Raw genomic sequence first — 25,642 nt, forward strand, 5'->3', positions numbered from 1 at the left:
ACGGTAGGTGCCCGTCGCATCCTCCTGCGCAAGGCGCGCCCGCGTGTCGCGAACCGCGTCCCGGATCAGCCCGAAAACAGCCTCGCAGGCCCCTCGGTCACCGCGTGACGGCGCTCGTCGGCGACGAGACGTCGTACTCACCGACCACATCGGGCGGTGCAGCACCCATGAGCTTGGCGAGCACCGTCGCCTTCTGCGCGGAATCCTCGGAGCTGCCCCACACGACAGTCGCCCCAGTGGAGAGTTCGAGGCGCACATCGTCGGCCGTCGCCGCGGACGCCCCCACGAGCTGCCCCCGCACCTCGGGCGGCAGGCTCCTGATCACGGCTGCAGCTGCGCGGAACCCCTCGCCCGCGACACCGCCCTCGGCCACGATGAGCGGCTGCCCCTCGGGTCGCTCCGCCGGCCGCTCGATCACGACACCCGCTGCGTCGACGAGTTCGAATCCCTCGCCGCTGTCGACGACACCCACCGGAACACGCTCCACGATGCGCACGACGAGGGTTCCGGGCGGGATGGTCTCCGTCGAGTACGTCTCGATGAGGGGGAAGTCGGAGAGCGCCGCGAGCACATCGCCGCTCGCGATCAGCGGCAACGGCGTGCCGAGGGTGTCGGAGAACGCCGCCTGCACCTCGGCCACCGGAATGCGGGATGCACCCTCGACGCGCACCTCGCGCAGTGCCATCAAGGGCGAATAGGCGGCGACCGCGACCACCACCACGAGCGCCGCGACGGAACCGAGCACGACCGACCAGACGATGCGCCGGCGCCGGGACCGCTTCGTGAAGCGCCGAACCTCGTGGCGCTCGTACCGGCGCCGTTCCCTCGCGGCGGCCGCGACCGCACGCTTGGCGGCCCGTGCATCCCGTGGCAGCGGGCCTGCTTTCGAACGGCCATCGCCCGCGGCGTCCGTCTGCGACTCGGGCACTCGTGGGGCGACTCGCGGGTGCGCCGATCCCGACGCGATCGAAGACACCGGAGCTGCGGCGACGACGTCGATCGGCTCCGTCGAGATGCGGTCGGGAGCGAAAGACGGCGAACTCGCGGCGCCCGCGCCGCGCTTCCTGGTTCCGGCCCGGACCACTGGTTCGGATGCGGCGGCCTGCGCCGCCCGGCCGCCCGTCTCGCCGGGATCCCGGGAAGCCGGACGCTGTGAGCGCGGTGCACGCGCGACCGGCCCGTCGAACCCCTGGGGCCGCTTCACTCCAGCACCACCGTCATCCGCGCTCCCGCTCGAGCGAGCCGAGCAGCTGCGGCACGATGCGGTACACATCGCCGCAACCGAGGGTGATCACGAAGTCGCCCGCACGTGCGATGCCCGCGGTGTAGTCGGCGGCCTCCTGCCAGTCGCGCACGAATGCCACGTGCGACGGGTCTTCGAATCGCTCGCTCACGAGTGCTCCGGTCACGCCGGGCTCGGGGTCCTCCCTGGCGCCGTAGACATCGAGCACGACGGTCTCGTCGGCGAACTGCTCGAGCACCTCGGCGAACTCCTTGGCGAAGAGCCGCGTGCGACTGTAGAGATGCGGCTGGTGCACCGCGATGATGCGTCCCTCCCCCACCACGGTGCGTGCAGCCGACAGCGCGGCCGCGACCTCGGTCGGGTGGTGCGCGTAGTCGTCATAGACGCTCACACCGCCGACGGTGCCGTGCAGCTCGAAACGCCGGCCGGTGCCGGCGAACCGTGCGATGCCGGCCAGAGATGCCGCGGGGTCGAAGCCGAGGCCCACGAGCACCGCGAACGCACCCGCCGCGTTGATCGCATTGTGGCGCCCCGGGATGCGGAGCTGGGCGCGATACTCGGAACCCAGGTAGGAGACGGCGAATGCCACGGGGCCGTCGGTTGCGATGGAGTGCACGCGCACCGTCGCATCCGCCGCCTCGCCGAAGGTCATCACTCGCTCGTGCGCGAGTCTCGAGGCCACCCGTGCCGCGCCGACGTCGTCGGAGGAGATCACGACGAACTCGCGGGCCCGGTCGGCGAAATCGACGAACGCCTGCTCGAACGCCTCGAGCGAACCGTAGTGGTCGAGATGGTCGGGGTCGACGTTCGTCACAAGTGCGACCGAGGTGTCGTAGAGCAGGAAGGAGCCGTCGGACTCGTCGGCCTCGACCACGAACAACTCACCGTCGCCCGATGCGGACGAGACGCCGAGTTCTTCGATGACGCCGCCGTTGACGAAGCTCGGGTCTTCACCGAGCGCGAGCAGGCCCGTGACGATCATGCCGGTCGAGGTGGTCTTGCCGTGGGCGCCGGCGACCGAGACGAGCCGCTGGCCCGCGATGAGCGCGGCGAGGGCCTGCGAACGGTGCAGCACCGGCAGGCCGCGCTCGAGTGCGAGCTGGTACTCGGGGTTGTCGAGCCAGAGCGCCCCGGTGACGACGACCGTGTCGACGTCGTCAGCGAGGTTCGCCGCGTCATGGCCGATCGAAATCTCGGCGCCGAGCGCTCGCAATGCCGCGATATTTTCGGAGTCGCGGGCGTCGGAGCCCGTGACCCGGTGTCCGGCCTCGAGCATGAGCCGCGCGATGCCGCTCATGCCCGACCCGCCGATGCCGACGAAGTGCACGGTGCCGAGTTCAGCGGGGATCGGAGCGGAGAGGTCGGGCTTGATCGTCACGGTGCGGCTGTTCTTCCTCGGTACGGTCGGAATGCGGTCGGTCGGTCGCGGGGCGCCCGACGGGCGCTGGATTCGGTGCGAGCGGATGCCGCGACATCCGTTCAGTCAACGTTACGCGCCTCGCAGGCGGTCGTCGGCTGCCTCGCCGAGCGCCTCGTCGACGAGTGCGACCATGCGGTCGGTGCCGTCGCGGAAACCCACGGATGCCGCGGCGGCCGCCATCTCGCGATGGCGGTCGGAGTCGGTCAGCAACGGCAGCAGTTGCGCGGCGACCCACTCGGGCACGAAGTCGGCATCGTCGACGAGCACGCCGCCGCCGGCTTCGACGACGCCGGCGGCGTTGAAGCGCTGCTCGCCGTTGCCGACGGGGTACGGCACGAACACTGCCGGGATGCCGAGCGCCGCGAGCTCACTGACCGTGGCCGCGCCGGCGCGCGAGACGGCGACATCTGCGACCGCGAGAGCGAGGTCCATGCGGTCGGCGTACTGGACCATGCGATAGCCGTCGACTCCTGGGTCTGCGACCTCGGAGTTCGCGCCCGTCACGTGCAGCACCTGCCACCCGGCAGCCGCGATCGTGGCCGCCGAGTCGACCATCGTGCGGTTGATGCGGCGTGCGCCCAGCGAGCCGCCCGTGGCCAGCAGCACCGGCCGGGACGCGTCGAGACTGAAATGAGCGGCCGCATCGCCGCGACGTGCGGGAGGGTCGAGCGTCTCGATCTCACGACGAAGCGGCATGCCGACGAGGCGGGCGCCGGGCAACGGGGTGGCCTCGAATGCGACGCCGACGGTTGCGGCGAATCGGGCGCCGAGCCGATTGGCGAGCCCGGGCTTCGCGTTGGCCTCGTGGATCGCCACCGGGATGCCGGTCCGGCGTGCGGCCAGGTACGCCGGCGTCGAGACGTAGCCGCCGAACCCCACGACGACGTCGACCCCGCGCTCGTCGATGATGGCGCGGACCGACTCGATCGACGCGCGGAATCGCGCTGGGAATGCGAGAGCCGCACGGTTCGGGCGCCGCGGGAACGGCACCTTCGGGATGGTCAGCAGTTCGTAGCCGCGAGCGGGCACCAGCCGCGCCTCGAGTCCTTCGGCCGTGCCGAGCACGAGCACGGTTGCCGCTGGGTCGCGCTCGCGCAACCTGTCGGCCACCGCGAGCAAGGGGTTCACGTGTCCGGCTGTGCCCCCGCCTGCGAGGAGATAGACGGTCATCGCGGTGCCCGCGCAGACGCCCCGCGTGTCTTCTTGCGCGACGCGACCCGAGCGGCGGCACGAGAAGCCGCCTCGGGGTCGCGGGCGACCGACAACACGATGCCGATCGCGAAGAGCGTGGTGAGCAGGGCCGTGCCACCCGCCGAGACGAGGGGAAGCGGCACGCCGAGAACTGGGAAGACGCCGAGCACGACACCGATATTGACACACGCCTGACCGATGATCCACACGAGCACCGCCGCAGAGACGGCGCGGGCGAACGGGGTGCGAGCCCCGCGCAGCACGCGACTGAGTGCGACGGCGAGCAGCACGAACATGGCGATGACGACGATGGCGCCGATCAACCCGAGTTCTTCGCCGATGATGGCGAAGATGAAGTCGTTGTCGGCGGCCGGCAGCCACGACCATTTCGCGGCCGAGTTGCCGAGGCCGACGCCGAAGATGCCGCCGTTGGCGAGGGCGAATGAGCCGTGCTGGATCTGCCAGCAATCGCTGACCGCGTCGCCCGTGCCGCCGCTCTCGCAGTTCGCGTCGAGGAACGAGGTGATGCGTCGGAGTCGGCTCTCGCTCGAGATCGCGACGAGCACGAAGATGGCCCCCGCGGCGAGGAGCGGCGGGATCAGCAGCCGCAATCGCACGCCGATGAGGAACAGCGCGCCGAGCAGCATCGCCCCCATGACCATGACGGTGCCGAGGTCGCCGCCGAGCAGCACGAGCCCGATCGCTCCGCCGCCGACGAGGATGATCGGCAGGATGCCGTGCACGAGATTTCCGAGCAGCGCCTCCTTCTTCGTGACGATCAGCCCGAGCCACATGACGAGGGCGACCTTGATGAGTTCCGACGGCTGGAACTGCAGGGGCCCGAGCTGGATCCAGTTCGTGTTGCCGCCGACCTTGATGCCGAGCGGCGTCGCCACGACCAGAAGCTGGAGGAAGCACGACACGATGAGCACCGGCCATGCGATCCGCATCCAGAACCGCTCGGGCATGCGGCTCGCGATGAGCATGATCGGAACGCCGAAGACGGCATAGAGCGCCTGCCGCAACGCTTGGGCGAAGAAGCTCTCATCTTCGAGATGCGATTGCACGACGGATGCCGAAAGCACCATGACGAGTCCGAAGACGACGAGGAAGAGCGTGGTGCCGAGGAGCAGGAAGTAATCGGCCGACTCGACGCGGAACACGCGGCCGAGCCGGATGCGGGCGGCGGAGACGCCCGGCCGGTCAGGCTCCTGGGAGCGGTTCGCGCGGGGCGGCGTCGCCATCCGCCTCACCCCCCAGCATCGATCGGACTGCGTCATGGAACCGCCGCCCGCGGTCGCCGTAGTCGGCGAACTGGTCCATCGACGCCGCAGCAGGCGCAAGCAGCACAGTGTCGCCGTCTTCAGCAACCCTCACGGCCAAGGCGACCGCGTCGGGCATCACCGTTTCAGTGTCATCCGTCGCCACTTCGAAGAGCGGCAGCTCGGGGGCGTGTCGGCGGAACGCGGCAACGAGGGATGCGCGATCGACGCCGATCACGATCGCCGCGCGCAACCGCCCGACGTGCGCAGCGACGAGCGAATCGGCGTCGACGCCCTTCAGCAGACCGCCGACGATCCAGACCACCTTGCCGAACGCGCGCAACGAGGCTTCGGCCGCGTGCGGGTTCGTCGCCTTCGAGTCATCGACCCAGCGGATGCCACCGGCGACCGCGACCGTCTCGATGCGGTGCGCGTCGAGACGGAAGTCGCCGAGCGCGTCGTGGATCACGCCCACCGGTACCCCGTACGAACGCGCGAGCGCCGACGCGGCGAGGATGTTCGCCACGACGTGCGGGGCGGCGAGTCCATGCGGCTCCAGCTCGTCGAGCGTGATGATCTCGAGCGCTGCCGAACGACGATCATCGAGGAACGCCCGGTCGCAGAGAATTCCGTCGACGACGCCGAAGTCGCTCGGGCCGGGCACGTCGAGTCCGAACCCGATGGCGCGAGCACCCTCTTCGACCTCGGCCTCTTCGACCATGAAACGCGTCGCCTCGTCGGCGCGGTTGTACACGCACGCGACCTTCGTGTTCTCGTAGACCGTCGCCTTCGCCGCACGATACGCCTCGGGTGAACCGTGCCAGTCGAGATGGTCGTCGGCCACGTTCAGCACGACACTCGCCCAGGGGTGCAGCGCGCCTGGTCCGGTCTTCGGCAGATGATGCAACTGGTAACTCGAGAGCTCGACGACGAGCACGTCGAATCCGCCGGGGTCGCGCACGGCATCGAGCACCGGAACCCCGATGTTGCCGCACGGTGCCGCGCGCAGGCCGTTGGCGGCCAAGAACGTCGCCGTCATCTGCACGGTCGTGGTCTTGCCGTTCGTTCCGGTGACGAGGACCCACTCGGCGGCGTTCACCTTGTCGCGCACGCGCCAGGCGAGCTCGATGTCGCCCCACACCGCGACCGACTCGGTCGCGGCCCATGCGAGCACGGGATGATCGGGGGGCAAGCCCGGTGAGGCGACGACGAGTTCGGGTGCGAACTGCACGACCGCGGTCGGCACGGCATCGAGCGGATGCCGCAGCAGCTCTGCTCCGATCACCTCGAGAATGCCGGCACGGTCGTCATCGACTTCGGGCGCGACCACGAGCACCCTCGCACCGAGCTCAGCGAGCGTATCGGCGACGGCGAAGCCCGTGACACCGAGTCCGAGTACGACGACGCGAAGACCCGACCAGTCGGCGTGCCAGCTGGTCAGCGAATCGAGGCGATCGGGCACGCGAGTTGCAGCATCCGTCATCAGCTCTGCAGCCACTCGAAGTAGAAGGCGCCGACGCCCGCGGCGACGAGCAGGCCGCCGATGATCCAGAAGCGCACGACGATCGTGACCTCGGCCCAGCCCTTCAGCTCGAAGTGGTGATGGATCGGGCTCATCAGGAAGATGCGTTTGCCATGGGTGAGCTTGAAGTAGGCACGCTGGACGATGACCGACCCCGTCTCGATGACGAAGAGTCCGCCGATGAGCAGGAGGAGCAGTTCGGTGTGGCTGACGATCGCGAGGGCTGCGAGGGCGCCGCCGAGCGCCAGCGACCCCGTGTCGCCCATGATGATCTTCGCGGGGTTGGTGTTCCACCAGAGGAAGCCGATGAGGCCGCCGACGATCGCCGTCGCCACGATCGCGATGTCGAGCGGGTCGCGCACATCGTACGAACGGTACGCGTCGCTCTGGTTGAGGCCCTCGCTGAACCTCGACTGGTTGAACTGCCAGAAGCCGATGATGACGAACGAGCCGATCGCGAGGATCGAAGCGCCGGCGGCGAGGCCGTCGAGGCCGTCGGTGACGTTCACGGCGTTCGAGGTGCCGGCCGTGATCACGCAGACCCACAGAACATAGAGGATGATGCCGACGACAGTGCCGAAGACCATGAAATCGAGCGGGAGATCTCGGATGAACGAGACCTTCGTGTTCGCCGGCGTAATGCCGTGCTCGTTCGGAAACTGCAATGCGAGGAGCGCGAACACGCCAGCGACGACCACTTGGCCGGTCACCTTCGCCCAGCCACCGAGCCCGAGACTCTGCTTCTTGCGCGTCTTCAGGAAATCGTCGAGGAATCCGACCGCACCGAGGCCGACCATCATGAAGAGCACGAGCATGCCCGACGCCGTCGGCTTCTCGTTGCTGACGAGGGTCGCCACGAAGTATCCGAACAACGCGCCCAGGATGAAGATGATGCCGCCCATCGTGGGCGTGCCGCGCTTGACGTGGTGGCTCTTCGGCCCGTCGTCGCGGATGAACTGGCCCCACCCGAGCCGTGTGAACAGCCGGATGAACAGCGGGGTCAGAAACAGCGTGAAGGCGAGCGACAACGCCCCAGCGGTCAGCAGTGCTCTCACGCGAACCATTCTCTCAATCGGTCATCGAGCAGGCCCATCATCTGCCCAGCCCCGCCGAGTTCCTGCACAGTGCTCACGCGAACCATTCTCCCAGTCGGTCGCCGAGGTGGCGGAGGCCCGCCGCATTCGACGATTTCACCAATACCGTGTCGCCGGAGCGCACGGAAGACGTGACGAGGTCGAATGCCTCGTCGGCGGACTCGACGAACGCGGATTCGCCGTCCCATGAACCTTCATTGATCGCCGTGATGTGCAGGCGCCGGGCGCCCGCCCCCACCACGACGAGCTGCGAGATGCCGAGGCGAACGGCCAGCAGGCCGATGCGATCGTGCTCCTCGCCCGAGAACTCGCCGAGTTCGCTCATCTCGCCGAGCACCGCGATCGTGCGCGAGCCGGGCGCTTTCACCTGCGCGAGCGTCTTGAGTGCGGCCGACATCGAGTCGGGGCTGGCGTTGTAGGCGTCGTTGATGATCGTCACACCGTCGCGGCCCCCCATGACCTGCATGCGCCAGCGCTCGGCAAGGGTCACCTGTTCGAGCGCGTCGACGACCGCGGGCAGAGCCACGCCGAGTTCGATGGATGCCGCGATCGCCGCGAGTGCGTTCATGACGTGGTGCTCGCCCAGCACCGAGAAACGCACGCGTGCCGTCTCGCCACCCGGAATCGTCACGGTGAAGTCGGTACCGCGTGCGTGCGCCCGGATGTCACTGGCGCGCACGTCGGCGGCCTCGCCGAATCCGAACCAGACGACGCGCGCCGCGGTCAGGCCAGCCATGGGCACCACTCGCGGGTCGTCGGCGTTCAGCACCGCGACATCCGTCTCGAGGAGGTCGGTGACCATCTCGGACTTGGCGCGCACGGTCTGCTCGATGCCGCCGAACTCACCGGCGTGAGCGAGCCCGACTTTGAGCACGATGCCGACGTCGGGGCGGGCCATGCGTACGAGCCGAGCGATCTCGCCGACCGCCGATGCCCCCATCTCGGCGACGAGGAACTCGGTTTCAGAGGTGAGTTCCAGCATCGTGATCGGAGCACCGACCTCGTTGTTGAACGAGGCGCGTGCAGCGACCGTCGGGCCGACCCGCTCGAGCACGGTGCGCAGCAGGTTCTTCGTCGTCGTCTTGCCGTTCGAGCCGGTCACGCCCACGATGCGGAGACGGCCGAGCTCGCGCACCAGGCGCACGACCTCGGTCGCCAATGCCCCGAGGGCATCGACCGAATCGGTGACGACGATCTGCGGCACCGGCACCGGCAGCTCGAGCGCGTGCTCGACGATGAGCAGAGCGGCACCCTGCTCCGCCGCGGCGGGTGCGAAGCGGTGGCCGTCATCGAACTCGCCTCGCTTGGCGACGAAGACTCCCCCGACACCGATCTCACGCGAGTCGGTCGTCACGACGCCGTCGATCATCGTTTCGGGAGCGGCATTCGTGCCGTCGAGTCGGAGCACGCCGCCGGTGGCCGAGGCGATCTCGGCCAGGGTCAGGGCGATCATGCCGGCCACCCCGCATCGCGCAGCGCCTGTCTGGAGTCGTCTCTGGCCGAATACGGGATCTTCACACCCTTCACCTCGTGATAGTCCTCGTGCCCTGGGCCCGCATAGAGGATCGCATCGCCTTCGCCGGCGAGGGCGAGCGCTGCGCGGAATGCCTCGCGCGGCTGGGCGATCTCGTGGATCTCACGCTCGGGCACCGCAGCGCGGGCGCCGGCGATGAGCGCGGCGCGAATGGCCGCAGGGTCTTCGAACCGCGGGTGGAAGTCGGTCACGACGAGTACGTCGGCGCCGCGAGCGGCGATCGCGCCCATCTCGGCGCGCTTCGTCGTATCGCGGTCGCCGTCGGCGCCGAAGACCATGACGATGCGCCCGTCGGTGCTGCGCCGGATGGCGCCGAGCGTCTGCAGGAACGCGTCGGGGCTGTGGCCGTAGTCGATGTAGACGACGGGGCCCCGGTCGCCCGAGATGCGCTCCGCCCGGCCCGGGATGTAGGCGTCGACGCCGCCATCGCGTTCGAGCGCTGCGGCGATGAGGTCGAGGTCGTAGCCGGCCTCGGTGAGCATGACGATCGCGAGTGCTGCGTTGGCAGCCATGTACCAACCGAGCAGTGGAACCTGCGTCTCGAGTCGGCGTCCGCCGGGCCCCTCGAGCAGGAACGAGGTGTGGTCGGCGCCCTCTTCGAGCACGGTGACGCGCCAATCGGCGCCGACTCCCTTGACGGTCGTCAGTGTGGTCACCGGAATGCGCGACTCTGCGAGGAGGCGACGACCCCACTCCGAATCGATCGTGACCACGCCGCGACGCGCGCGCTCGGGCTGGAACAGGTCGCGCTTCGCCTCGAAGTACTCGTCCATCGACGAGTAGTCGTCGAGGTGGTCGTGGGTGAGGTTCGTGAAGCCGACGACGTCGAAGACGAGTCCGTCGACGCGGTGACGCGAGAGCGCCTGTGCGGAGACCTCGACGCCGACGGCTCGCACCTCGACCTCGCGCATGCGAGCGAGCAGGGCGTGCAGTTCGCTCGCCTCGGGTGTGGTGAGCGAGCTCGTGACGGCCTCGTCGCCGATGCGGCGTTCAGCGGTCGAGGTGAGCCCGGCCATGACGCCGAGCTGGCGCAGGATGCCGTAGAGCAGGTAGACGACGCTCGTCTTGCCGTTCGTGCCGGTGACGGCGAAGAGCGTCGCGGGGTTCTCGGCGGTGCGGTGGATCCACGCCGCGACGTCTCCGAGCGCGGCGCGCGCGTCAGCCGTGACGAGGATCGGCAGGCCCGCGTCGGACGCGAGCTCGGCGCCGGCGGCATCGGTGAGCAGCGCGACCGCGCCCGCGTCGCGCGCTGCACCCGCGAACTCGGCGCCGTGCACGTTGCGCCCGGGAACCCCGACGTAGAGGTCGCCGGGTTGCACGGCCTTCGATGACAGGCCGACGCCCGTCACCTCGATTCCGCTGATGTCGCCGAGCACGGCGAACCCGAACGCTTCGGCGAGGCCGGAGAGCGATCGAGCACTCGGGTGCTTCGGCCGGAGGGCCGTGAGAGGCGATCCGGTCACGAACCCAACTTTCTCACCAGGTAGCTGGCAGCTCGGGCGCCGGGGCGCCGGATGGAACGGTCCGGTACTTCTTCAGCACCTGGCTCATCACCTCTTGGAAGACGGGAGCGGATGCGGCGGACGAATTCATCTTAACGGCATTCATGTAGCTCACCGAAACGACGAACTGGGGGTCATCTGCGGGCGCGAAGCCCGATACGGAGACGAGATACTCCTTGAGGTATCCGCCGTTGCCGTCGGGCACCTGGGCCGTTCCGGTCTTCGCCGCGACGCGGTAACCGGGGATGTTCCATTCGTCGGAGAGCCACGCGTCTTGGTAGACGCGCTCGAGCATCTGACTCGTCTCGGACGCGGCTTCCGGCGAGATGACCTGCTCACCCTGCGACGGCGTCGTCGTCGCCGCACCGTCATCGCTGACGCAGCCGTCGACGAGGCTGACCGGCATGCGCACGCCGCCGTTGGCGATGGTCTGGTAGACGCCGGCGATCTGCACCGCCGTCGTGGTGAGCCCCTGTCCGAACATCGTGGCGTACTTGGTCTGGTTGTCCCAGTCCTCGTCGGGGTCGCCGTGCAGGTCGCCGCTCGCCTCGGCCGGGAAGCCGACCTCGGTCTCGGAGCCGAGGCCGAACTTCAGCATGTCGTCGTACCGTTCGCGGTCGGTCATCAGTTCGCCGAACTTCGACATGCCGGTGTTCGACGATTCGATGAGCACACCCGTGAGGGTGAGCTGCTGATCGTCATGACGGGAGCTGTCGTTGATGTCGGCCCCGTTCGAGGGCTCGTATCGATACGGCGCCACGACCTGGCTGAACGGGTCGGCCTTGCCTGCATTGACGACGGATGCCGCGGTGAGCGCCTTGAACGTCGAGCCCGGTTCGAACGGTGCGGTGAACGATCGAGATCCCCGATCATCCTCAGCAGTCGCCGACGGCTCGTTCGGGTCTACCGTCGGCACATCGGCGACTGCGAGGAGTCGACCGGTCTTGACTTCCATGACGGTGGCCATCGCCCACGAGGCGCCGACGGCCTGGCGCTGCGCCTCGGCGATTCGCTGTACTTCCCACTGCAGATCGGTGTCGATCGTGAGCTTGAGCGTGCCGCCATTGCGTGCCTGCTTGTGCACGTCCTCGGTGCCGGGAATCTTCACCCAGTCCTGCAGGCTGTGCAGGTAGCTGATCTCGCCGTTCTCGCTCGCGAGGCACTCGTCTTCCGAGAGCTCGAGTCCGGCCGCAGGCTCGCCGTCGGTGCCGACCCAGCCGATGAGGTTGCCCGCCACCGCGCCGTTCGGATAGCGACGGCTCGGGTGTTCGTCGGCGTACACCCACGGAATGTCGAGCGCCTTCACCGCTTCGTACGTCTCGGTGTCGACGAGCTTGACGACGTAGGCGTAGTCGGAGCTCGGATCCTCTGCGAGCGCCGCGGTGATGATGCCCTGCACCTGGTCGCCGGTCAGTCCAACGACGGCGCCGAGTTCCGCCGCCAGCTCCGCCTGCGGCACCTCGACCTTCTTGGTCGAGTCGGGGTCATCGGGGTCGGGCACCTCGCGCTCCACGAGCGCCTTGGACGCCTGCTTCGGCGACAGCGTGATGTCGTACCTCATGACGCTGTCGGCGAGCACCTTGCCGTTGGCGTCGACGATATCGCCTCGCGCCCCCCAGACCGTGACCGGTTGGGAGCGCGCGTCCTGAGCCTGCTCGCTGAGTTCGGACGCCCGCACGACCTGGATGTCGACGAGGCGCACGACGAACACGCCGACCACGGCGACGAGCACCGCCGCGGAGAACAGGATCCGCCGCATCGGGTGACGGCTGGTGCGGTTCATCGGAGCCTTCCCAATGGTCGTACGGTCAGTGCGTGGCAGGAGTCGGCAGACCCCCGTCGGCGGGCGGCGCAGCGGGTGCGCCAGCTGGTACGTCGGCCGCCGCGCCACCGGGAACTCCCCCGGTCGGAGTCTCTCCCGCGGGCTGCTCGCCGCCGGACGGCACGCCGTCGATCAGCGCATTCGGGACGAGCGGCGCAGACGCGCCGGCACCGCCCGACGCTGCCGTGGGCTGGCCGAGCACCGCGCCATCGGAGAGTCGCAGGTACACAGGGTTCGAGTTCGGCACCATGCCGAGCCCCTCGGCCTTCGTCGCGAGGAACTGGGGAGACTCGACACGGTCGAGGTCTTCCGCGAGCGTCGCCTCATCGCGATCGAGTGCGGCCTGGCGGGTCTGCAGAGCGTCGATGTCGTAGGCCCCCTGCGTGACGGCGATCGAGAGCAGCAGCTGGGCGACGATGATGACGACGACGCCCCCGAGCGCGATGACGGCGTAGGCGAGTCTCGGCTTCGCGCGGGCGGCGCGTACGGCGCGCTCGGGCGCCGGCCGAAGACGCCCCGGTGCGCGCTCGGGGGCGACCCGGCGCGGCGCGGGGAGGGATTGGGCGGGCACTGCACTCATCACGGCCTCCGCAGTCGTTCGGCCGCGCGCAGCCGCACCGGCTTGGCACGCGGGTTCTCCACCTGCTCGGCCTCGCTCGCGAGCTCGGCGCCGCGCACGAGGAGTTTGAAGACCGGGCGGTGTTCGGGCAGTTCCATCGGCAGCCCGGCAGGGGCGGTGGAACTCGACGCGGCGCTGAGCGCGCGCTTGACGATGCGGTCCTCGAGCGACTGGTAGGCCAACACGACGATGCGACCGCCGACGGCGATCGCCTCGAGCGCTGCCGGCATCGCACGCTCGAGCACCGACAGCTCTTCGTTGACCTCGATGCGGAGTGCCTGGAAGACGCGTTTGGCGGGGTGCCCCTGGCGCTGCACGGCGACCGGGGTCGCAGCCTGGATGACGGCGACGAGTTCGGATGAACGGGTGATCGGAGCATCCGTTCGCGCCCGGACGATGGCTCGTGCATATCGCGCGGCGAGCTTCTCTTCGCCGTAGTCGAGGAAGATGCGGCGCAGTTCCTCTTCACTCTCTTCGGCGATGACGTCGGCTGCGGTGCGACCGCTCGTGAAGTCCATGCGCATGTCGAGCGGCGCGTCTTTCGAGTACGCGAAGCCGCGCTCGGCCCGATCGAGTTGGAGCGAGGAGACGCCGAGGTCGAAGAGCACCCCCTGCACCTCGCGGAACCCCGCCGAGCGCACCGCGCGCTCGATGCCGTCGTACACCGTGTGCACGAATCGCGCGCGGTCGCCGAACTTCGCGAGTCGCTCCCGTGCAATGGCGAGTGCGTCAGTGTCACGGTCGAGGCCGATGACGGTGAGTTTCGGGAACCGTTCGAGCAACGCGGCCGCGTGTCCGCCCATGCCGAGCGTTGCGTCGACGAGCACGGCGCCGTCACCCTCGATGGCGGGGGCCAGGAGCTCCAGCGTGCGCTCGAGCATGACCGGGGTGTGGATGCGTTCGATGTCCATGATCTGCCTTGCCTTCCGGGCCTCGGGTTCCGATCCCCATCCGTTCGTCCTGATGCGGGGAAGTGCACCAGGCGCGGCCGGCTGGGAGTCGGAGCCCGAGGATCAGAAGAGTCCGGGGATCACCTCCTCCGCCGTGTCCGCGAAGGCCGCCTCTTGCTCGGCGAGGTAAGTCGCCCATGCCGTCGCATCCCAGATCTCCACCCGGCTGCCCGTGCCGATGACCGTGAGGTCGCGGTCGAGGCCCGCGTACGCGCGAAGCGTTGCCGGGATGGTGACGCGATGCTGCTTGTCGGGGGTCTCCGCGGAAGCCCCCGAGAGGAAGACGCGCATGTAATCGCGCGCCTGCTTGCTCGTTACCGGGGCTTGGCGGATCTTGTCACTCATGCTCTCGAACTCCCGTGCGCTGAACACGTAGATGCAGCGTTCCTGCCCGCGCGTGAGCACGAGGCCGCTCGAGAGCTCCTCCCGGAACTTCGCCGGAAGAATGACGCGGCCTTTCTCATCAAGCTTTGGTTCATAGCTACCGAGGAACACCACATCACCCCCTTTCCTCCGGCCAGAATCCAGGTGACCCCACTTTACTCCACTCTCATCCACCAATCAACGACATTCGCTCGTTTTCCTCGTCAGCTGGCTGTGAGTTTCCCGGTAACAGTGGGAAGACCGAGCGTGGAGTGGAGTGGAGGGAGTTCCGCGGCGGAGCACGAGAAGCAGGCGCGATCAGCCGCGATCAGCGACGGATGGCTCCGGCCGAGCTGTCCGAACGGTCGATCTCGACTCCCGGCGCACGAAAAAACGGGCCGATCCGAAGATCGACCCGTTCAGGTGGTGGGAAGTGGAGGGATCAGTCGTGGCCCTGCTGGCGGCGATCCCAACGATCGTTCATGCGGTCCATGAAGCCGCCGCCCGAACGGCGTCCGCCCTGCGTTGCGGCTGCGGGCTCCGAAGGGGCGGCCGTGGCCGCGCCTCGCTTCGACGGCGTGATCGCGACGAGCACACCCGCGAACATCAGGGCGAACCCGATGACGCCGATGATGAGCAGCTGCGATGCCACCCCCGCGATGAGTGCGCCGGCGCCGGCGACGGCGAGCAGCACGCCCAGCACGATGGCCCGGTAGTTCGGTCTGCGCCCTCGAACGCCGCCGACTGCTTGAACGAAGTCGGCGTCATTGCGATAGAGGTTGCGCTCCATCTCTTCGAGAAGACGTTGCTCCTGCTCTGAAAGCGGCATCTCACTCCCCTCAGGCTTCGGGATCGACGCATCCGAGTTCATTCTAGCCCTGCGCTGCCTCGCTAGGCTAGGCAGGTGGCTCACGGTTCCCGACTGGTCGATTTGGTGCACGAACGCATCGAGGATTTCCTCGCCGAACGCACCTCCATTCTCCGCTCGATCAGCCCCGACCTCGAGCCGCTCGATGCGTTCTCACGGCGCTTTCTCAGCGGAGGCAAACGGTTCCGGGCGCTGTTCTGCTACTGGGGCTGGGAGGCCGTCGGTGCGCGCGGGTTCGACCCGTTCGCGGGCGACGACGGTCGCGACCGGTTCCCCATCGTCTCCGCGGCATCCGCGCTCGAGATCTTCCACGCCGCCGCCCTGCTGCACGATGACATCATCGACAACTCCGACACCCGGCGCGGTGCTCCGTCGGCGCATCGACTCTTCGAGCAGTTGCACACCGATTCCGGCTGGGCCGGCAGCTCCCCCGACTTCGGCCGCGCCGCGGCGATCCTGCTCGGCGACCTGCTGCTCGGGTGGAGCGACGAGCTCCTCGACGAGGGCCTCTCGGCACTGCCCGATCGCGAAGCCGCCCGGGGCGCGCGCGGCGAGTTCATGCGCATGCGCACAGAGGTGACCGCCGGTCAGTACCTCGACATCCTCGAGGAGCGCGCCTGGCTCGCCCAGCCCGAATCGGAGCAACGGCTCCGCGCCGAGCGCGTCATCGTCTACAAGTCGGCCAAGTACAGCGTGGAAGCACCGCTCGTGATCGGCGGAGCGATCGCCGGAGCCTCGAGTGCCCAGCTCGGCGCCCTTCGAGCGTTCGGCCTGCCGCTCGGCATCGCCTATCAGCTGCGCGACGACCTGCTGGGCGTCTTCGGCGACCCCGAGGTCACCGGCAAGCCGAGTGGCGACGACCTGCGCGAAGGCAAGCGCACCATCCTCATCGCCATCGCCCGCGAACGACTCACGCCCGGCCAGCGCCGCTTGCTCGACGAACTCCTCGGCGACCCCGACCTCACGCCCGAACAGGTGCGGATGCTGCAGCGCACCATCGGCGAATGCGGCGCGGTCGACGAGGTCGAAGCGCTCATCACCACGAACGTCGCGAAGGCGATGGCGGCGCTCGACGACGCACCGCTCAGCCGCGATGCCCGAGCCGAACTCGGTTCACTCGCAAAGACGGTCACCCGTCGGGCGAGCTGAACCACCGGCCCCCACGCGCTGCACAGCGCCGCGGCGACGTCGGATCAGGCCAGCGCCTGCGCGATGCGACGCACCTCGGCCTTTCGGCCTGCCCTGAGGGCGGCGATCGGCGAGGTCCCGAGGCTGTCTTCCTCGGCGAGCATCCACTCGAGCGCTTCAGTATCGGTGAAGCCCGCGTCGGAGAGCACGTTGGCCGTACCGTGCAGTTCGGGCAGGGGCGCTTCGTCTCGGAGGAACACCGACGGTACCTTCAGCACACCGTCGACCCGGGCGGCGAGCAGATGCCGGTCGTCGATGAGTCGGCGGATGCGACTGGGGCTCTGCCCGAGCATCTCGACGAGGTCGGGAACAGTCAGCCAGTCGGTCTCGGCAGCATCGGTCACGGATCAAGACTGCCATGACCCGGGCGACTTCCGGAACCCGAACTTGAGTGCGAGCGGCCGCGGAGCGTCGCGGCACGGCTTCACCGGACTCGCGCTGAGGTGTTTGACTCGTCCGTGGGGCTATGCGACGGTTGCCGCGGGGGCCGGGAGCAACGCGCCGGCGAAGGGGGAAAGATGTCGTACGAAGCCGAGACCGAGCCTGAACCAGACCCGGCGGCCCGTTCCCGACGGGCCGAGTTCGAAATGCCTCGCCGCCGTCGAGGCATCCGCCGGTTGATCACGCTGCCGCTCGCGGTCGTCTCGACGATCGCCGTCACGCTCGGCATCGCACAGCCCGCCGAGGCGGTGCCGCAATCGGCGAAGCGGTTGCCGAAGGCGAAGGCGACGAATGCGCCGACCGCGCCGCCCGCGTCGAGTGCGCCATCGGCCGCCGTCGTGCCCGGCGAAGTGACCGTCGGCGACGGCGACACCGTGAGCGGCATCGCCGAACGGTACGGCGTGGCCACTGCCGACATCCTGGCGCTGAACGGTCTCGGATGGTCGAGCCTGATCTTCCCGGGCCAGCGACTCGCCCTGCCCGGCGACACCGCGGCTCCTGCTCCCGCTCCTGCGCCTGCGCCGGTCGCCGCCGAGCTCTCCCGCCACACGGTCGCCGCAGGCGACACCATGAGCGGCATCGCCGCGGCGTACGGGCTTTCGCTCGACCAGGTGCTCAGCGTCAACGGACTCAGCCGACAGAGCCTGATCTTCCCCGGCGAGTCGATCGTGCTTCCGCCTGCGACCGGGGCGGCCGATGCGCCGGCCGCGCCTGCGCCGTCGCCGTCACCCGCACCGCAACCGGCACCGCAGCCGCCCGCCGACCCGGTCACCGCCGACACCTACGTCGTGGTGGACGGCGACACGCTCTGGGACATCGCGGCGCGCCACGATGTCGGCGTGCAGGAACTCGTCGCGGCCAACGGACTCGATGCTTCCGCCGTCATCCGCGCAGGGCAGGTATTGCGCATCGCCAGGCCCGTCGCCGTAGTGGCCGTCGCATCCGTGAGCGTCACTCTCACCGACGAGATGCGCGCCAACGCTCGGATCATCATCGATGTCGGCCGCGCCCTCGGCGTCTCCGACCAGGCCATCGTCATCGCCCTCGCTGCGGCCGCACAGGAATCCGGACTCAAGAACTCGAACTACGGCGACGCCGACTCACTCGGGCTCTTCCAGCAGCGTCCGAGTCAGGGCTGGGGCACCGTCGAAGAGGTGCTCGACCCGGTTCGGGCATCGACGGCGTTCTTCGGCGGTACCGCGAACCCGAATCCCGGGCGCACCCGGGGCCTGCTGGACATCACGGGCTGGGAGAAGTTGACCGTCACCCAAGCTGCCCAGGCCGTGCAGCTGAGCGCCCACCCCGACCATTACGCGAAGTGGGAGGCGTCGGCGAGGGCCTGGCTCTCCGAACTCGGGTGATCCGGGCGGCGCCGCTTATCACGATGGGATTGCGATCGGCGCGCCGTCGGCGTTTGGGCCGACTGCGGCATATACCCCTTCGTAGACTCGGAGAGTGACCACCGCGCCCGCAGATCCCATGATCGGCCGTCTCATCGACGGCCGCTATCAGGTGCGCTCGCGGATCGCTCGCGGCGGTATGGCCACTGTCTACCTCGCGACCGACCTGCGCCTCGAGCGCCGGGTCGCGATCAAGATCATGCACGGCCACCTCGCCGACGACAACACCTTCAAGACCCGCTTCGTGCAAGAGGCCCGCTCGGCCGCACGACTGGCCCACCCGAACGTCGTGAACGTCTTCGATCAGGGCCAAGACGCCGACATGGCCTACCTCGTCATGGAATATCTGCCGGGCATCACGCTCCGCGACCTGCTGAAGGATTACAAGAAGCTCACGCCCGAGCAGACCGTCGACATCATGGACGCCGTGCTGTCGGGCCTGGCAGCCGCGCACAAGGCCGGCATCGTGCATCGCGACCTCAAGCCCGAGAACGTGCTACTCGCCGACGACGGGCGCATCAAGCTCGGTGATTTCGGCTTGGCACGGGCCGCCAGCGCGAACACCGCCACCGGGCAGGCACTGCTCGGCACGATCGCCTACCTCTCGCCCGAACTCGTCACCCGTGGCGTCGCCGACGCTCGCAGCGACATCTACGCCGTCGGCATCATGATGTACGAGATGCTCACGGGCGAGCAGCCCTACGTCGGCGAAGCGCCGATGGCGATCGCCTACCAGCACGCGAACGACCAAGTACCCACGCCGAGCTCGAAGAACCCCGCGGTGCCGGTCGAACTCGACGAGCTCGTGCTCTGGGCGACCGCCCGAGACCCCGAGGAGCGACCGAACGACGCTCGCGAGATGCTCGACCGGCTGCGCGAGGTCGAGCCGTCGATCCGCTCATCGCACCGTCCGCTCACCACTCAGGCGACGATGGTGCTGCCCGCTTCAGCGCTGCCAGCCGGTGCCGCGACGGCGGAGACCCGCGTGCTCAGCGGTGTCGGTGCGGCGATCGCCTCGACGGCGACCCTCGAGGCATCCGACGGCGACGACACCGCGGCGCTCGCGAAGAGTGCCGATCGACGCAAGCGACGCGGCTACTGGATCCTCGCCTTCATCGTGCTCCTCACGGGGCTCGCCGTCGGCACCGGCTGGTACTTCGGCGCGGGGCCGGGTGCGCTCACCCAGGTGCCCGAGACCGCGACTCTCACGCCCGACAGCGCGACGACCGTGCTCCAAGAGGCCGGGTTCACGGTCGAGCCCGCCGAACGGAACGACCCCGTGGTGCCGATCGGCCAGGTCTCGGGCACAGACCCCGAAGCCGGATCGCAAGCTCAGCGCGGCTCGCTCGTCACGCTCTACGTCTCGAAGGGGCCGAGCATCCTGTCGGTTCCCGAGGTGCGAGGCTCCCCCTCCGCCGAAGCCCGCGACGCGCTCAGCGACTTCACGGTCGCCGAAGGCAGCGCCATGCAGTTCTCGACCGATGTGCCGGCCGACCTCGTCATCGACGTGCTCGATGCCGAGGGCAATTCCGTCGGTTCCGAATACGCCGAACTCGGCAAGCTCACGCTCGTGGTCTCGGCCGGCGGTGTGCCCGATATCGTCGGCATGCCCAGGGCAGAGGCCGAGGCCGCGCTCGACGCCGTAGGCCTGACAATGAACGAGGTCGGCTCCGAGTTCGACAACTCCGGGGCAATCGAGGCCGACGCCGTGTTGAGCGCGAGTGCGAACACCGATCCCGTGCGACCCGCCGACTCGATCGATGTGGTCATCTCGAAGGGCCAAGACCTCGTGAGCGTGCCGAACGTCGTCGGCATGAAGCTCTCCGATGCGATCGAGGCGCTCGAGGCGGCGGAGTTCACCGTCGCGCACAGCTTCCCCGCGCCGTTCCTGGCGTTCGTCACCGTGACCTCGCAAGACCCCGCCGCGGACGCGCAGGCAGTGCGCAGGAGCGAAGTGAAGCTCGTCGGCACGCTCACGCTTTGAGCAAAGCAGATCGGACGAACGGCCTGACGCCGGCCACCCGCTCACGAGCGGGTGCGCGGGGCACCCGTCACCGGACGCCCCGCGCGCCAACTCAGCGAGCCGCGAGCTCCTCGGCCACGAGGAAGGCCAGCTCGAGCGACTGCATGTGGTTCAGGCGCGGGTCGCAGAGCGACTCGTAACGCGTCGCCAGTGTCTCTTCGTCGATGTGCTCGGAGCCGCCGAGGCACTCCGTGACATCGTCGCCGGTCAACTCGACGTGGATGCCACCCGGGTGCGTTCCGGCGTCGCGATGCGCCTCGAAGAAGCCCTTGACCTCGTCGACGACGTCGTCGAAGCGACGCGTCTTGTAGCCGTTGGGCGTGGTGATGCCGTTGCCGTGCATCGGGTCGGTGACCCACAACGGGCTGGCATCGCTCGCCTTGATCGCCTCGAGGAGCGGGGGCAGCGCGTCGCGGATCTTGCCGGCGCCCATGCGCGTGATGAAGGTGAGACGGCCGGGCTCGCGCTCAGGGTCGAGCTTCTCGACGAGCTCGAGCATGGTCTCGGGTGTCGTCGACGGGCCGAGCTTCACACCGATCGGATTGCGCACCCGCGAGAGGAAGTCGACGTGGGCGCCGTCGAGCTCGCGCGTACGCTCACCGATCCAGATGAAGTGGGCCGACGTGTCGTAGGGCGTGCCCGTGCGCGAGTCGATGCGGGTCATGGGCCGCTCGTAGTCCATGAGCAGGCCCTCATGCCCGGTGTAGAACTCCGTGTGCTTGATCGCTTCGAAGTCGGCGCCGCACGCCTCCATGAACTTGATCGCGCGATCGATCTCGCGGGCCATGGTCTCGTAGCGGGCGTTGGCGGGGTTGGAAGCGAAGCCCTGGTTCCACGAGTGCACCTGGCGCAGGTCCGCGAAGCCGCCCTGCGTGAACGCACGGATGAGATTGAGGGTCGAGGCGGCGGTGTGGTAGCCCTTGACGAGCCGCGCCGGGTCGGCGGCGCGTGACTCGGGCGTGAAGTCGTAGCCGTTCACGATGTCGCCGCGGTAGGCGGGAAGTGTGACGTCGCCCCGGGTCTCGCTGTCACTCGAACGGGGCTTGGCGAACTGACCCGCCATGCGCCCCATCTTCACGACCGGCATCGACGCACCGTAGGTGAGCACGACCGCCATCTGCAGCACGGTCTTCACGCGATTGCGGATCTGGTCGGCAGTGGCGCCCGCGAAGGTCTCGGCGCAGTCGCCCCCCTGGAGCAGGAACGCTTCGCCGCGTGAGGCAGCGGCCAGCCGCTCGCGCAGGATGTCGACCTCGCCCGCGAAGACGAGCGGCGGCAGGGTCGCGAGCTCAGCGGATGCCGCGTGAGCGGCCTCGGGTGAGGGCCACGTCGGCTGCTGCTTGATGGGCAGCGTGCGCCAATAGTCGAGGCCGGCAATCACGGAGGGATCTGCTTTCACGACCGGCTCGACGAGCTGTACCACGGGATGTCCTGAGGGGTTCGGGGCGCACGATCGCGCCGGGAAAGAGAACGGCGACGCACGTCGCGCCACCGCTGAACGAGCCTATCGCGATTGCGGAGCGCGCTTCTCCTTGACGGAACTGGCGTAGACGTCGACGTATTCCTGACCGCTCAGCCCGCGAAGATCGTAGACGAGCTCGTCGGTCACCGAACGGAGCACGAATCGGTCGCCCTCGAGTCCCTCGAAGCGACTGAAGTCGATCGATTCGCCGAGGATGATGCCGATGCGACGCACCTTCGGCAGGCGCGTGCCGATCGGCATGACGTGCTCGGTGCCGATCATCGCGACGGGGATCACCGGGACGCCCGCCTCGAGCACCATGCGGGCAACGCCCGTGCGACCTCGATACAGCTTGCCGTCCGGGCTGCGGGTGCCCTCGGGATAGATGCCGAGGATCTTGCCTTCGCCGAGCACGCGGAGCCCGGTCTCGAGCGACGCCTCGGAAGCCTTGCCGCCCGATCGGTCGATCGGGAGCTGCCCTGCCGCTTTGAGGAACAGTCTCGTCGCCCAGCCCTTCAGGCCCTTGCCCGTGAAGTACTCGCTCTTGGCGAGGAAGGCGACCGGGCGGTCGACGATGAGCGGCAGGAAGATCGAGTCGATGAACGAGAGGTGGTTGGAAGCGAGGACGACGGGCCCCTCTTTGGGCACGTTCTCGAGGCCGACGACCCACGGTCGGAAGATCGAGAGCAGGATCGGCCCGATGACGAGGTGCTTCATGATCCAGTAGAACACCCTGAAGCTCCTTCCCGCTGCGGCACCGACCCAGCCTAGCGTCGCCGGCTCAGGCGTGCTCGGCTACCCAAACCCGGGCGAGGTCGGCCGCGCCGACGACCCCGGCATCGTTGACGAGCTCGGCGATCACGAAGTCGGGCTCGGGGTGGTACCCGCGGGCGGGCAGGTGTTCGAGATAGGCCGCGCGGATCGGCTCGAGCAGCAGCTCTCCGGCAACGGCGACCCCACCACCGAAGACGAAGCGCTGCGGATCGAGCACCGCCGAGAGACTCGCGGCCGCCTGTCCGAGCCAGTTGCCCAATTGTCGCAGCGCAGTGATCGCGCCGGGGTCGCCGGACTCGATGAGGGCGCCGACGAGGCGCCCGTCGAGGGCCCCGTGCTCGGTGCGAACCCGCGCAAGGTTCTGGCCGATGCCGCCGGCATCGGCGATCTCGTTCGCCATGCGCAGCAGCGCCCGGCCCGAACCGTACTGCTCGATGCATCCGCGCTGGCCGCAGCCACAGGCAAGCCCGTCGGGCACCACCCGGAGGTGACCGAGTTCCGCACCGGCGCCGAACCCCCCGCGGAAGAGGCGATCGCCTGCGACGATCGCGCCGCCCACCCCGGTGCCGATCGTGAGCATCACCATGTCGCTGACCATGCGGCCCGCCCCGAATCGGAACTCGGCCCAGCCGGCCGCATTGGCGTCGTTGTCGACGACCACGGCAGTACCGACCCGGGCCTCGAGCTTTTCGCGAAAGGGCTCGTTGCGCCAATCGATGTTCGGTGCGTAGTAGACCGTGGAGTGCGCAGCATCGACGAAGCCCGCCGCCGCCACCCCGATCGCGACGATCTCGGCCGCTGCCCCGGCGCGCAGGGAATCGATCATCTGCACGACCGCGTCTTCGATCTGTCTCGCGTCACCGGCAGGAGTCGCGACTCGCTCGTTCGCAACGATGTTGCCGAGCTCGTCGACGACCGCTCCGGCGATCTTCGTTCCACCGATGTCGATTCCGATCGCATGCACCAGGAGGCTGCCTTTCAGATGGGGACGAGCGTGATCGAGCCGAGACCTGGGGCCGCACGAGCAACGACTAGAGTGTAGTAGACCCCAATGCCGCGGTTCACGCTGGTACCCGAGCCGCGTGCAACCCTCCCGGTGCCGAAGGAGCTACCGTGATCGAATTCGCCACCCCACCCGTGGTTGCCGCCGACCCCGAGGCGAACACCACAGACTTGCTGGTCGACCGCGTCGCCGCGACGCCCGACTCCGTGCTGTTCTCGCTCCCGACCGCCGACGGCGGCTGGACTCCCGTCACCACCAAGGAGTTCTACGACCAGGTCATCGCACTCTCGAAAGGGCTCGTCGCCGCCGGCATCCAGCCGGGCGACAAGATCGGTCTGATGTGCAAGACCCGGTACGAGTGGACCCTGATCGACTTCGCGACGTGGTTCGCCGGCGCCGTGCTCGTGCCCGTTTATGAGACGAGTGCACCCGCCCAGGTGCGATGGAACCTCAGCGATTCCGGCGCGATCGCCCTCATCGTCGAAACGCCCGACCATTTCGCGCGCTTCGACGAGGTGCACCCCGATCTGCCGTTGATCCGCGAAACCTGGCAGATCGACCTCGGCGACCTCGACAAGCTCATCGCCGGCGGCACCGAGGTGGCCGACGAAGAGATCGAGCGTCGTCGCAACCTCGCGGTGGGCTCTGACATCGCCACGCTCATCTACACCTCCGGCTCGACCGGCAAGCCCAAGGGGTGCGTGCTCACCCACTCGAACTTCGTCGAGCTCTCCCGCAACTCCGCGGTCGCCCTCAGCGAGGTCGTGTCAGACCCCGACGGCGCCTCGACGCTGCTCTTCATCACGACGGCGCACGTGTTCGCGCGCTTCATCGCGGTGCTCTCCGTGCACGCCGGGGTGCGGGTCGGTCACCAGCCCGACACCAAGCAACTCCTCCCCTCCCTGGCGAGCTTCAAGCCGACGTTCCTGCTCGCAGTGCCGCGAGTCTTCGAGAAGGTCTACAACGTCTCCGAGCAGAAGGCCGAAGCCGGCGGCAAGGGCAAGATCTTCCGCGCCGCCGCCGACACTGCCGTGGCTTACTCGATCGCGAGGGAGAACGGCAAGGTCCCCTTCGGCCTGAAGCTCAAGTTCAAGGTCTTCGACGCGCTCGTCTTCTCGAAGCTCCGTGAAGCCATGGGCGGCAACGTCAAGTACGCCGTGTCCGGCTCCGCGCCGCTCGGCCCGCGCCTCGGACACTTCTACCACGCCCTCGGCATCACGATCCTCGAGGGCTACGGCCTCACCGAGACCACGGCGCCCGCAACGGTGAACCTCGCGAACAAGTCGAAGATCGGTACGGTCGGCCCACCGCTCCCCGGTGTCGCAGTGCGTCTCGCCGACGACGGTGAGATTCAGGTCAAGGGCATCGATGTCTTCAAGGAGTACTGGAAGAACCCCGAGGCGACCGCAGCATCGTTCGACGGTGAATGGTTCATGACCGGTGACCTCGGCTCGTTCGACGCCGACGGCTTTCTCACGATCACGGGTCGCAAGAAAGAGATCATCGTCACGGCGGGTGGCAAGAACGTCGCCCCCGCGGCGCTCGAAGACCCCATTCGCGCGAACCCGCTCGTCGGCCAGATCATCGTCGTCGGCGACAAGAAGCCGTTCATCTCGGCGCTGATCACCCTCGACCCCGAGATGCTGCCCGTCTGGCTCAACAACAACAGTGAAGACGCCGGCATGTCGATCGAGGAGGCCACCGTCAACCCGGCGGTGCTCGCCGAGGTGCAGCGCGCGATCGACGCGGCCAACGAGACGGTCTCGCGTGCAGAATCGATCCGCAAGTTCACCCTGCTCGCGATCGAGCTCACCGAAGAGAGCGGACACCTGACCCCGAAGATGAGCATCAAGCGCAACATCATCCTCGCCGACTTCGCACCGCACATCGAGGCGATGTACTCGGGCGCGCCGGCGACCGAGGGTCACTCGATCGTGCACTGAGTTCGATCACGCACTGAG

At 68.5% G+C, this 25,642-nt stretch carries 21 protein-coding genes; 4 read left to right on the top strand and 17 right to left on the bottom strand.

The window, feature by feature from the left end:
- Positions 1-97: 97 nt before the first annotated feature.
- The 13 genes from AC1C2S_RS19485 to AC1C2S_RS19545 all read right to left on the bottom strand — a co-directional run bounded on the left by AC1C2S_RS19485 (position 98) and on the right by AC1C2S_RS19545 (position 15,351).
- Complete coding sequence (locus tag AC1C2S_RS19485) at positions 98-1,204, bottom strand: cell division protein FtsQ/DivIB (protein ID WP_495354247.1); 1,107 nt, start codon at positions 1,202-1,204, stop codon at positions 98-100.
- A 13-nt stretch (positions 1,205-1,217) separates the two neighbouring features.
- Complete coding sequence (gene murC / locus AC1C2S_RS19490; protein ID WP_495354248.1) at positions 1,218-2,621, bottom strand: UDP-N-acetylmuramate--L-alanine ligase; 1,404 nt, start codon at positions 2,619-2,621, stop codon at positions 1,218-1,220.
- A gap of 111 nt (positions 2,622-2,732) precedes the next feature.
- A complete protein-coding gene (gene murG, locus AC1C2S_RS19495) occupies positions 2,733-3,833 on the bottom strand; it encodes an undecaprenyldiphospho-muramoylpentapeptide beta-N-acetylglucosaminyltransferase (RefSeq protein ID WP_495354249.1) in 1,101 nt (366 codons plus the stop codon).
- On the bottom strand, positions 3,830-5,098 hold the full coding sequence (ftsW, locus tag AC1C2S_RS19500) for a putative lipid II flippase FtsW (RefSeq protein ID WP_495354250.1): 1,269 nt from the start codon (positions 5,096-5,098) through the stop codon (positions 3,830-3,832). The genes murG and ftsW overlap by 4 nt, the downstream gene beginning before the upstream one ends.
- Entirely contained in the window at positions 5,058-6,599 is a 1,542-nt protein-coding gene (gene murD / locus AC1C2S_RS19505; protein ID WP_495354251.1) for a UDP-N-acetylmuramoyl-L-alanine--D-glutamate ligase, read from the bottom strand. The genes ftsW and murD overlap by 41 nt, the downstream gene beginning before the upstream one ends.
- Positions 6,599-7,693: a phospho-N-acetylmuramoyl-pentapeptide-transferase gene (gene mraY, locus AC1C2S_RS19510; protein ID WP_495354252.1), complete on the bottom strand. Its 1,095-nt coding sequence runs from the start codon at positions 7,691-7,693 to the stop codon at positions 6,599-6,601. Before mraY ends, murD begins: the two co-directional genes overlap by 1 nt.
- A 73-nt stretch (positions 7,694-7,766) precedes the next feature.
- The gene (locus tag AC1C2S_RS19515; RefSeq protein WP_495354253.1) at positions 7,767-9,185 is read right to left on the bottom strand and encodes a UDP-N-acetylmuramoyl-tripeptide--D-alanyl-D-alanine ligase; all 1,419 of its coding nucleotides are present in this window, start codon (positions 9,183-9,185) and stop codon (positions 7,767-7,769) included.
- Entirely contained in the window at positions 9,182-10,729 is a 1,548-nt protein-coding gene (locus AC1C2S_RS19520; protein ID WP_495354254.1) for a Mur ligase family protein, read from the bottom strand. The genes AC1C2S_RS19515 and AC1C2S_RS19520 overlap by 4 nt, the downstream gene beginning before the upstream one ends.
- 13 nt (positions 10,730-10,742) lie before the next feature.
- Positions 10,743-12,551: a peptidoglycan D,D-transpeptidase FtsI family protein gene (locus AC1C2S_RS19525; protein ID WP_495354255.1), complete on the bottom strand. Its 1,809-nt coding sequence runs from the start codon at positions 12,549-12,551 to the stop codon at positions 10,743-10,745.
- 25 nt (positions 12,552-12,576) lie between these two features.
- Positions 12,577-13,170 (bottom strand): cell division protein FtsL, encoded by a 594-nt coding sequence (ftsL, locus tag AC1C2S_RS19530; RefSeq protein ID WP_495354256.1) that lies wholly within the window; start codon positions 13,168-13,170, stop codon positions 12,577-12,579.
- Complete coding sequence (rsmH, locus tag AC1C2S_RS19535) at positions 13,170-14,120, bottom strand: 16S rRNA (cytosine(1402)-N(4))-methyltransferase RsmH (protein ID WP_495354257.1); 951 nt, start codon at positions 14,118-14,120, stop codon at positions 13,170-13,172. Before rsmH ends, ftsL begins: the two co-directional genes overlap by 1 nt.
- A 102-nt stretch (positions 14,121-14,222) precedes the next feature.
- Positions 14,223-14,654, bottom strand: a complete 432-nt coding sequence (gene mraZ, locus AC1C2S_RS19540; protein ID WP_495354428.1) for a division/cell wall cluster transcriptional repressor MraZ — start codon at positions 14,652-14,654, stop codon at positions 14,223-14,225.
- Between the two features lie 310 nt (positions 14,655-14,964).
- Positions 14,965-15,351: an SCO2097 family morphological protein gene (locus AC1C2S_RS19545; protein WP_495354258.1), complete on the bottom strand. Its 387-nt coding sequence runs from the start codon at positions 15,349-15,351 to the stop codon at positions 14,965-14,967.
- Positions 15,352-15,426: 75 nt separating this feature from the next.
- On the opposite strand from AC1C2S_RS19545, the gene AC1C2S_RS19550 reads away from it, so the two are divergent.
- The gene (locus AC1C2S_RS19550) at positions 15,427-16,539 is read left to right on the top strand and encodes a polyprenyl synthetase family protein (RefSeq protein ID WP_495354259.1); all 1,113 of its coding nucleotides are present in this window, start codon (positions 15,427-15,429) and stop codon (positions 16,537-16,539) included.
- Positions 16,540-16,583: 44 nt separating this feature from the next.
- Here AC1C2S_RS19550 and AC1C2S_RS19555 read toward each other — a convergent pair whose 3' ends face one another.
- Entirely contained in the window at positions 16,584-16,922 is a 339-nt protein-coding gene (locus tag AC1C2S_RS19555) for an Rv2175c family DNA-binding protein (protein WP_495354260.1), read from the bottom strand.
- Between the two features lie 243 nt (positions 16,923-17,165).
- Here AC1C2S_RS19555 and AC1C2S_RS19560 point away from each other — a divergent pair, with 243 nt between their 5' ends.
- Both AC1C2S_RS19560 and pknB read left to right on the top strand, forming a co-directional pair.
- Entirely contained in the window at positions 17,166-18,380 is a 1,215-nt protein-coding gene (locus AC1C2S_RS19560) for a LysM peptidoglycan-binding domain-containing protein (RefSeq protein WP_495354429.1), read from the top strand.
- Between the two features lie 94 nt (positions 18,381-18,474).
- Positions 18,475-20,403 (top strand): Stk1 family PASTA domain-containing Ser/Thr kinase, encoded by a 1,929-nt coding sequence (gene pknB, locus AC1C2S_RS19565; protein WP_495354261.1) that lies wholly within the window; start codon positions 18,475-18,477, stop codon positions 20,401-20,403.
- A gap of 91 nt (positions 20,404-20,494) precedes the next feature.
- Here the strand turns inward: pknB and AC1C2S_RS19570 are convergent, their stop codons facing one another.
- The 3 genes from AC1C2S_RS19570 to AC1C2S_RS19580 form a co-directional block, all read right to left on the bottom strand.
- Positions 20,495-21,865 (bottom strand): class II 3-deoxy-7-phosphoheptulonate synthase, encoded by a 1,371-nt coding sequence (locus tag AC1C2S_RS19570; RefSeq protein WP_495354262.1) that lies wholly within the window; start codon positions 21,863-21,865, stop codon positions 20,495-20,497.
- Positions 21,866-21,946: 81 nt separating this feature from the next.
- A complete protein-coding gene (locus AC1C2S_RS19575) occupies positions 21,947-22,636 on the bottom strand; it encodes a lysophospholipid acyltransferase family protein (RefSeq protein ID WP_495354263.1) in 690 nt (229 codons plus the stop codon).
- Between the two features lie 49 nt (positions 22,637-22,685).
- Positions 22,686-23,642 carry an ROK family glucokinase gene (locus AC1C2S_RS19580; protein WP_495354264.1) on the bottom strand — a complete coding sequence of 319 codons (957 nt, stop codon included), beginning with the start codon at positions 23,640-23,642 and terminating at the stop codon, positions 22,686-22,688.
- Between the two features lie 149 nt (positions 23,643-23,791).
- On the opposite strand from AC1C2S_RS19580, the gene AC1C2S_RS19585 reads away from it, so the two are divergent.
- Positions 23,792-25,624 carry an AMP-dependent synthetase/ligase gene (locus tag AC1C2S_RS19585; RefSeq protein ID WP_495354265.1) on the top strand — a complete coding sequence of 611 codons (1,833 nt, stop codon included), beginning with the start codon at positions 23,792-23,794 and terminating at the stop codon, positions 25,622-25,624.
- Positions 25,625-25,642: the final 18 nt, after the last annotated feature.

Source organism: Agromyces sp. Y782, assembly GCF_059445405.1.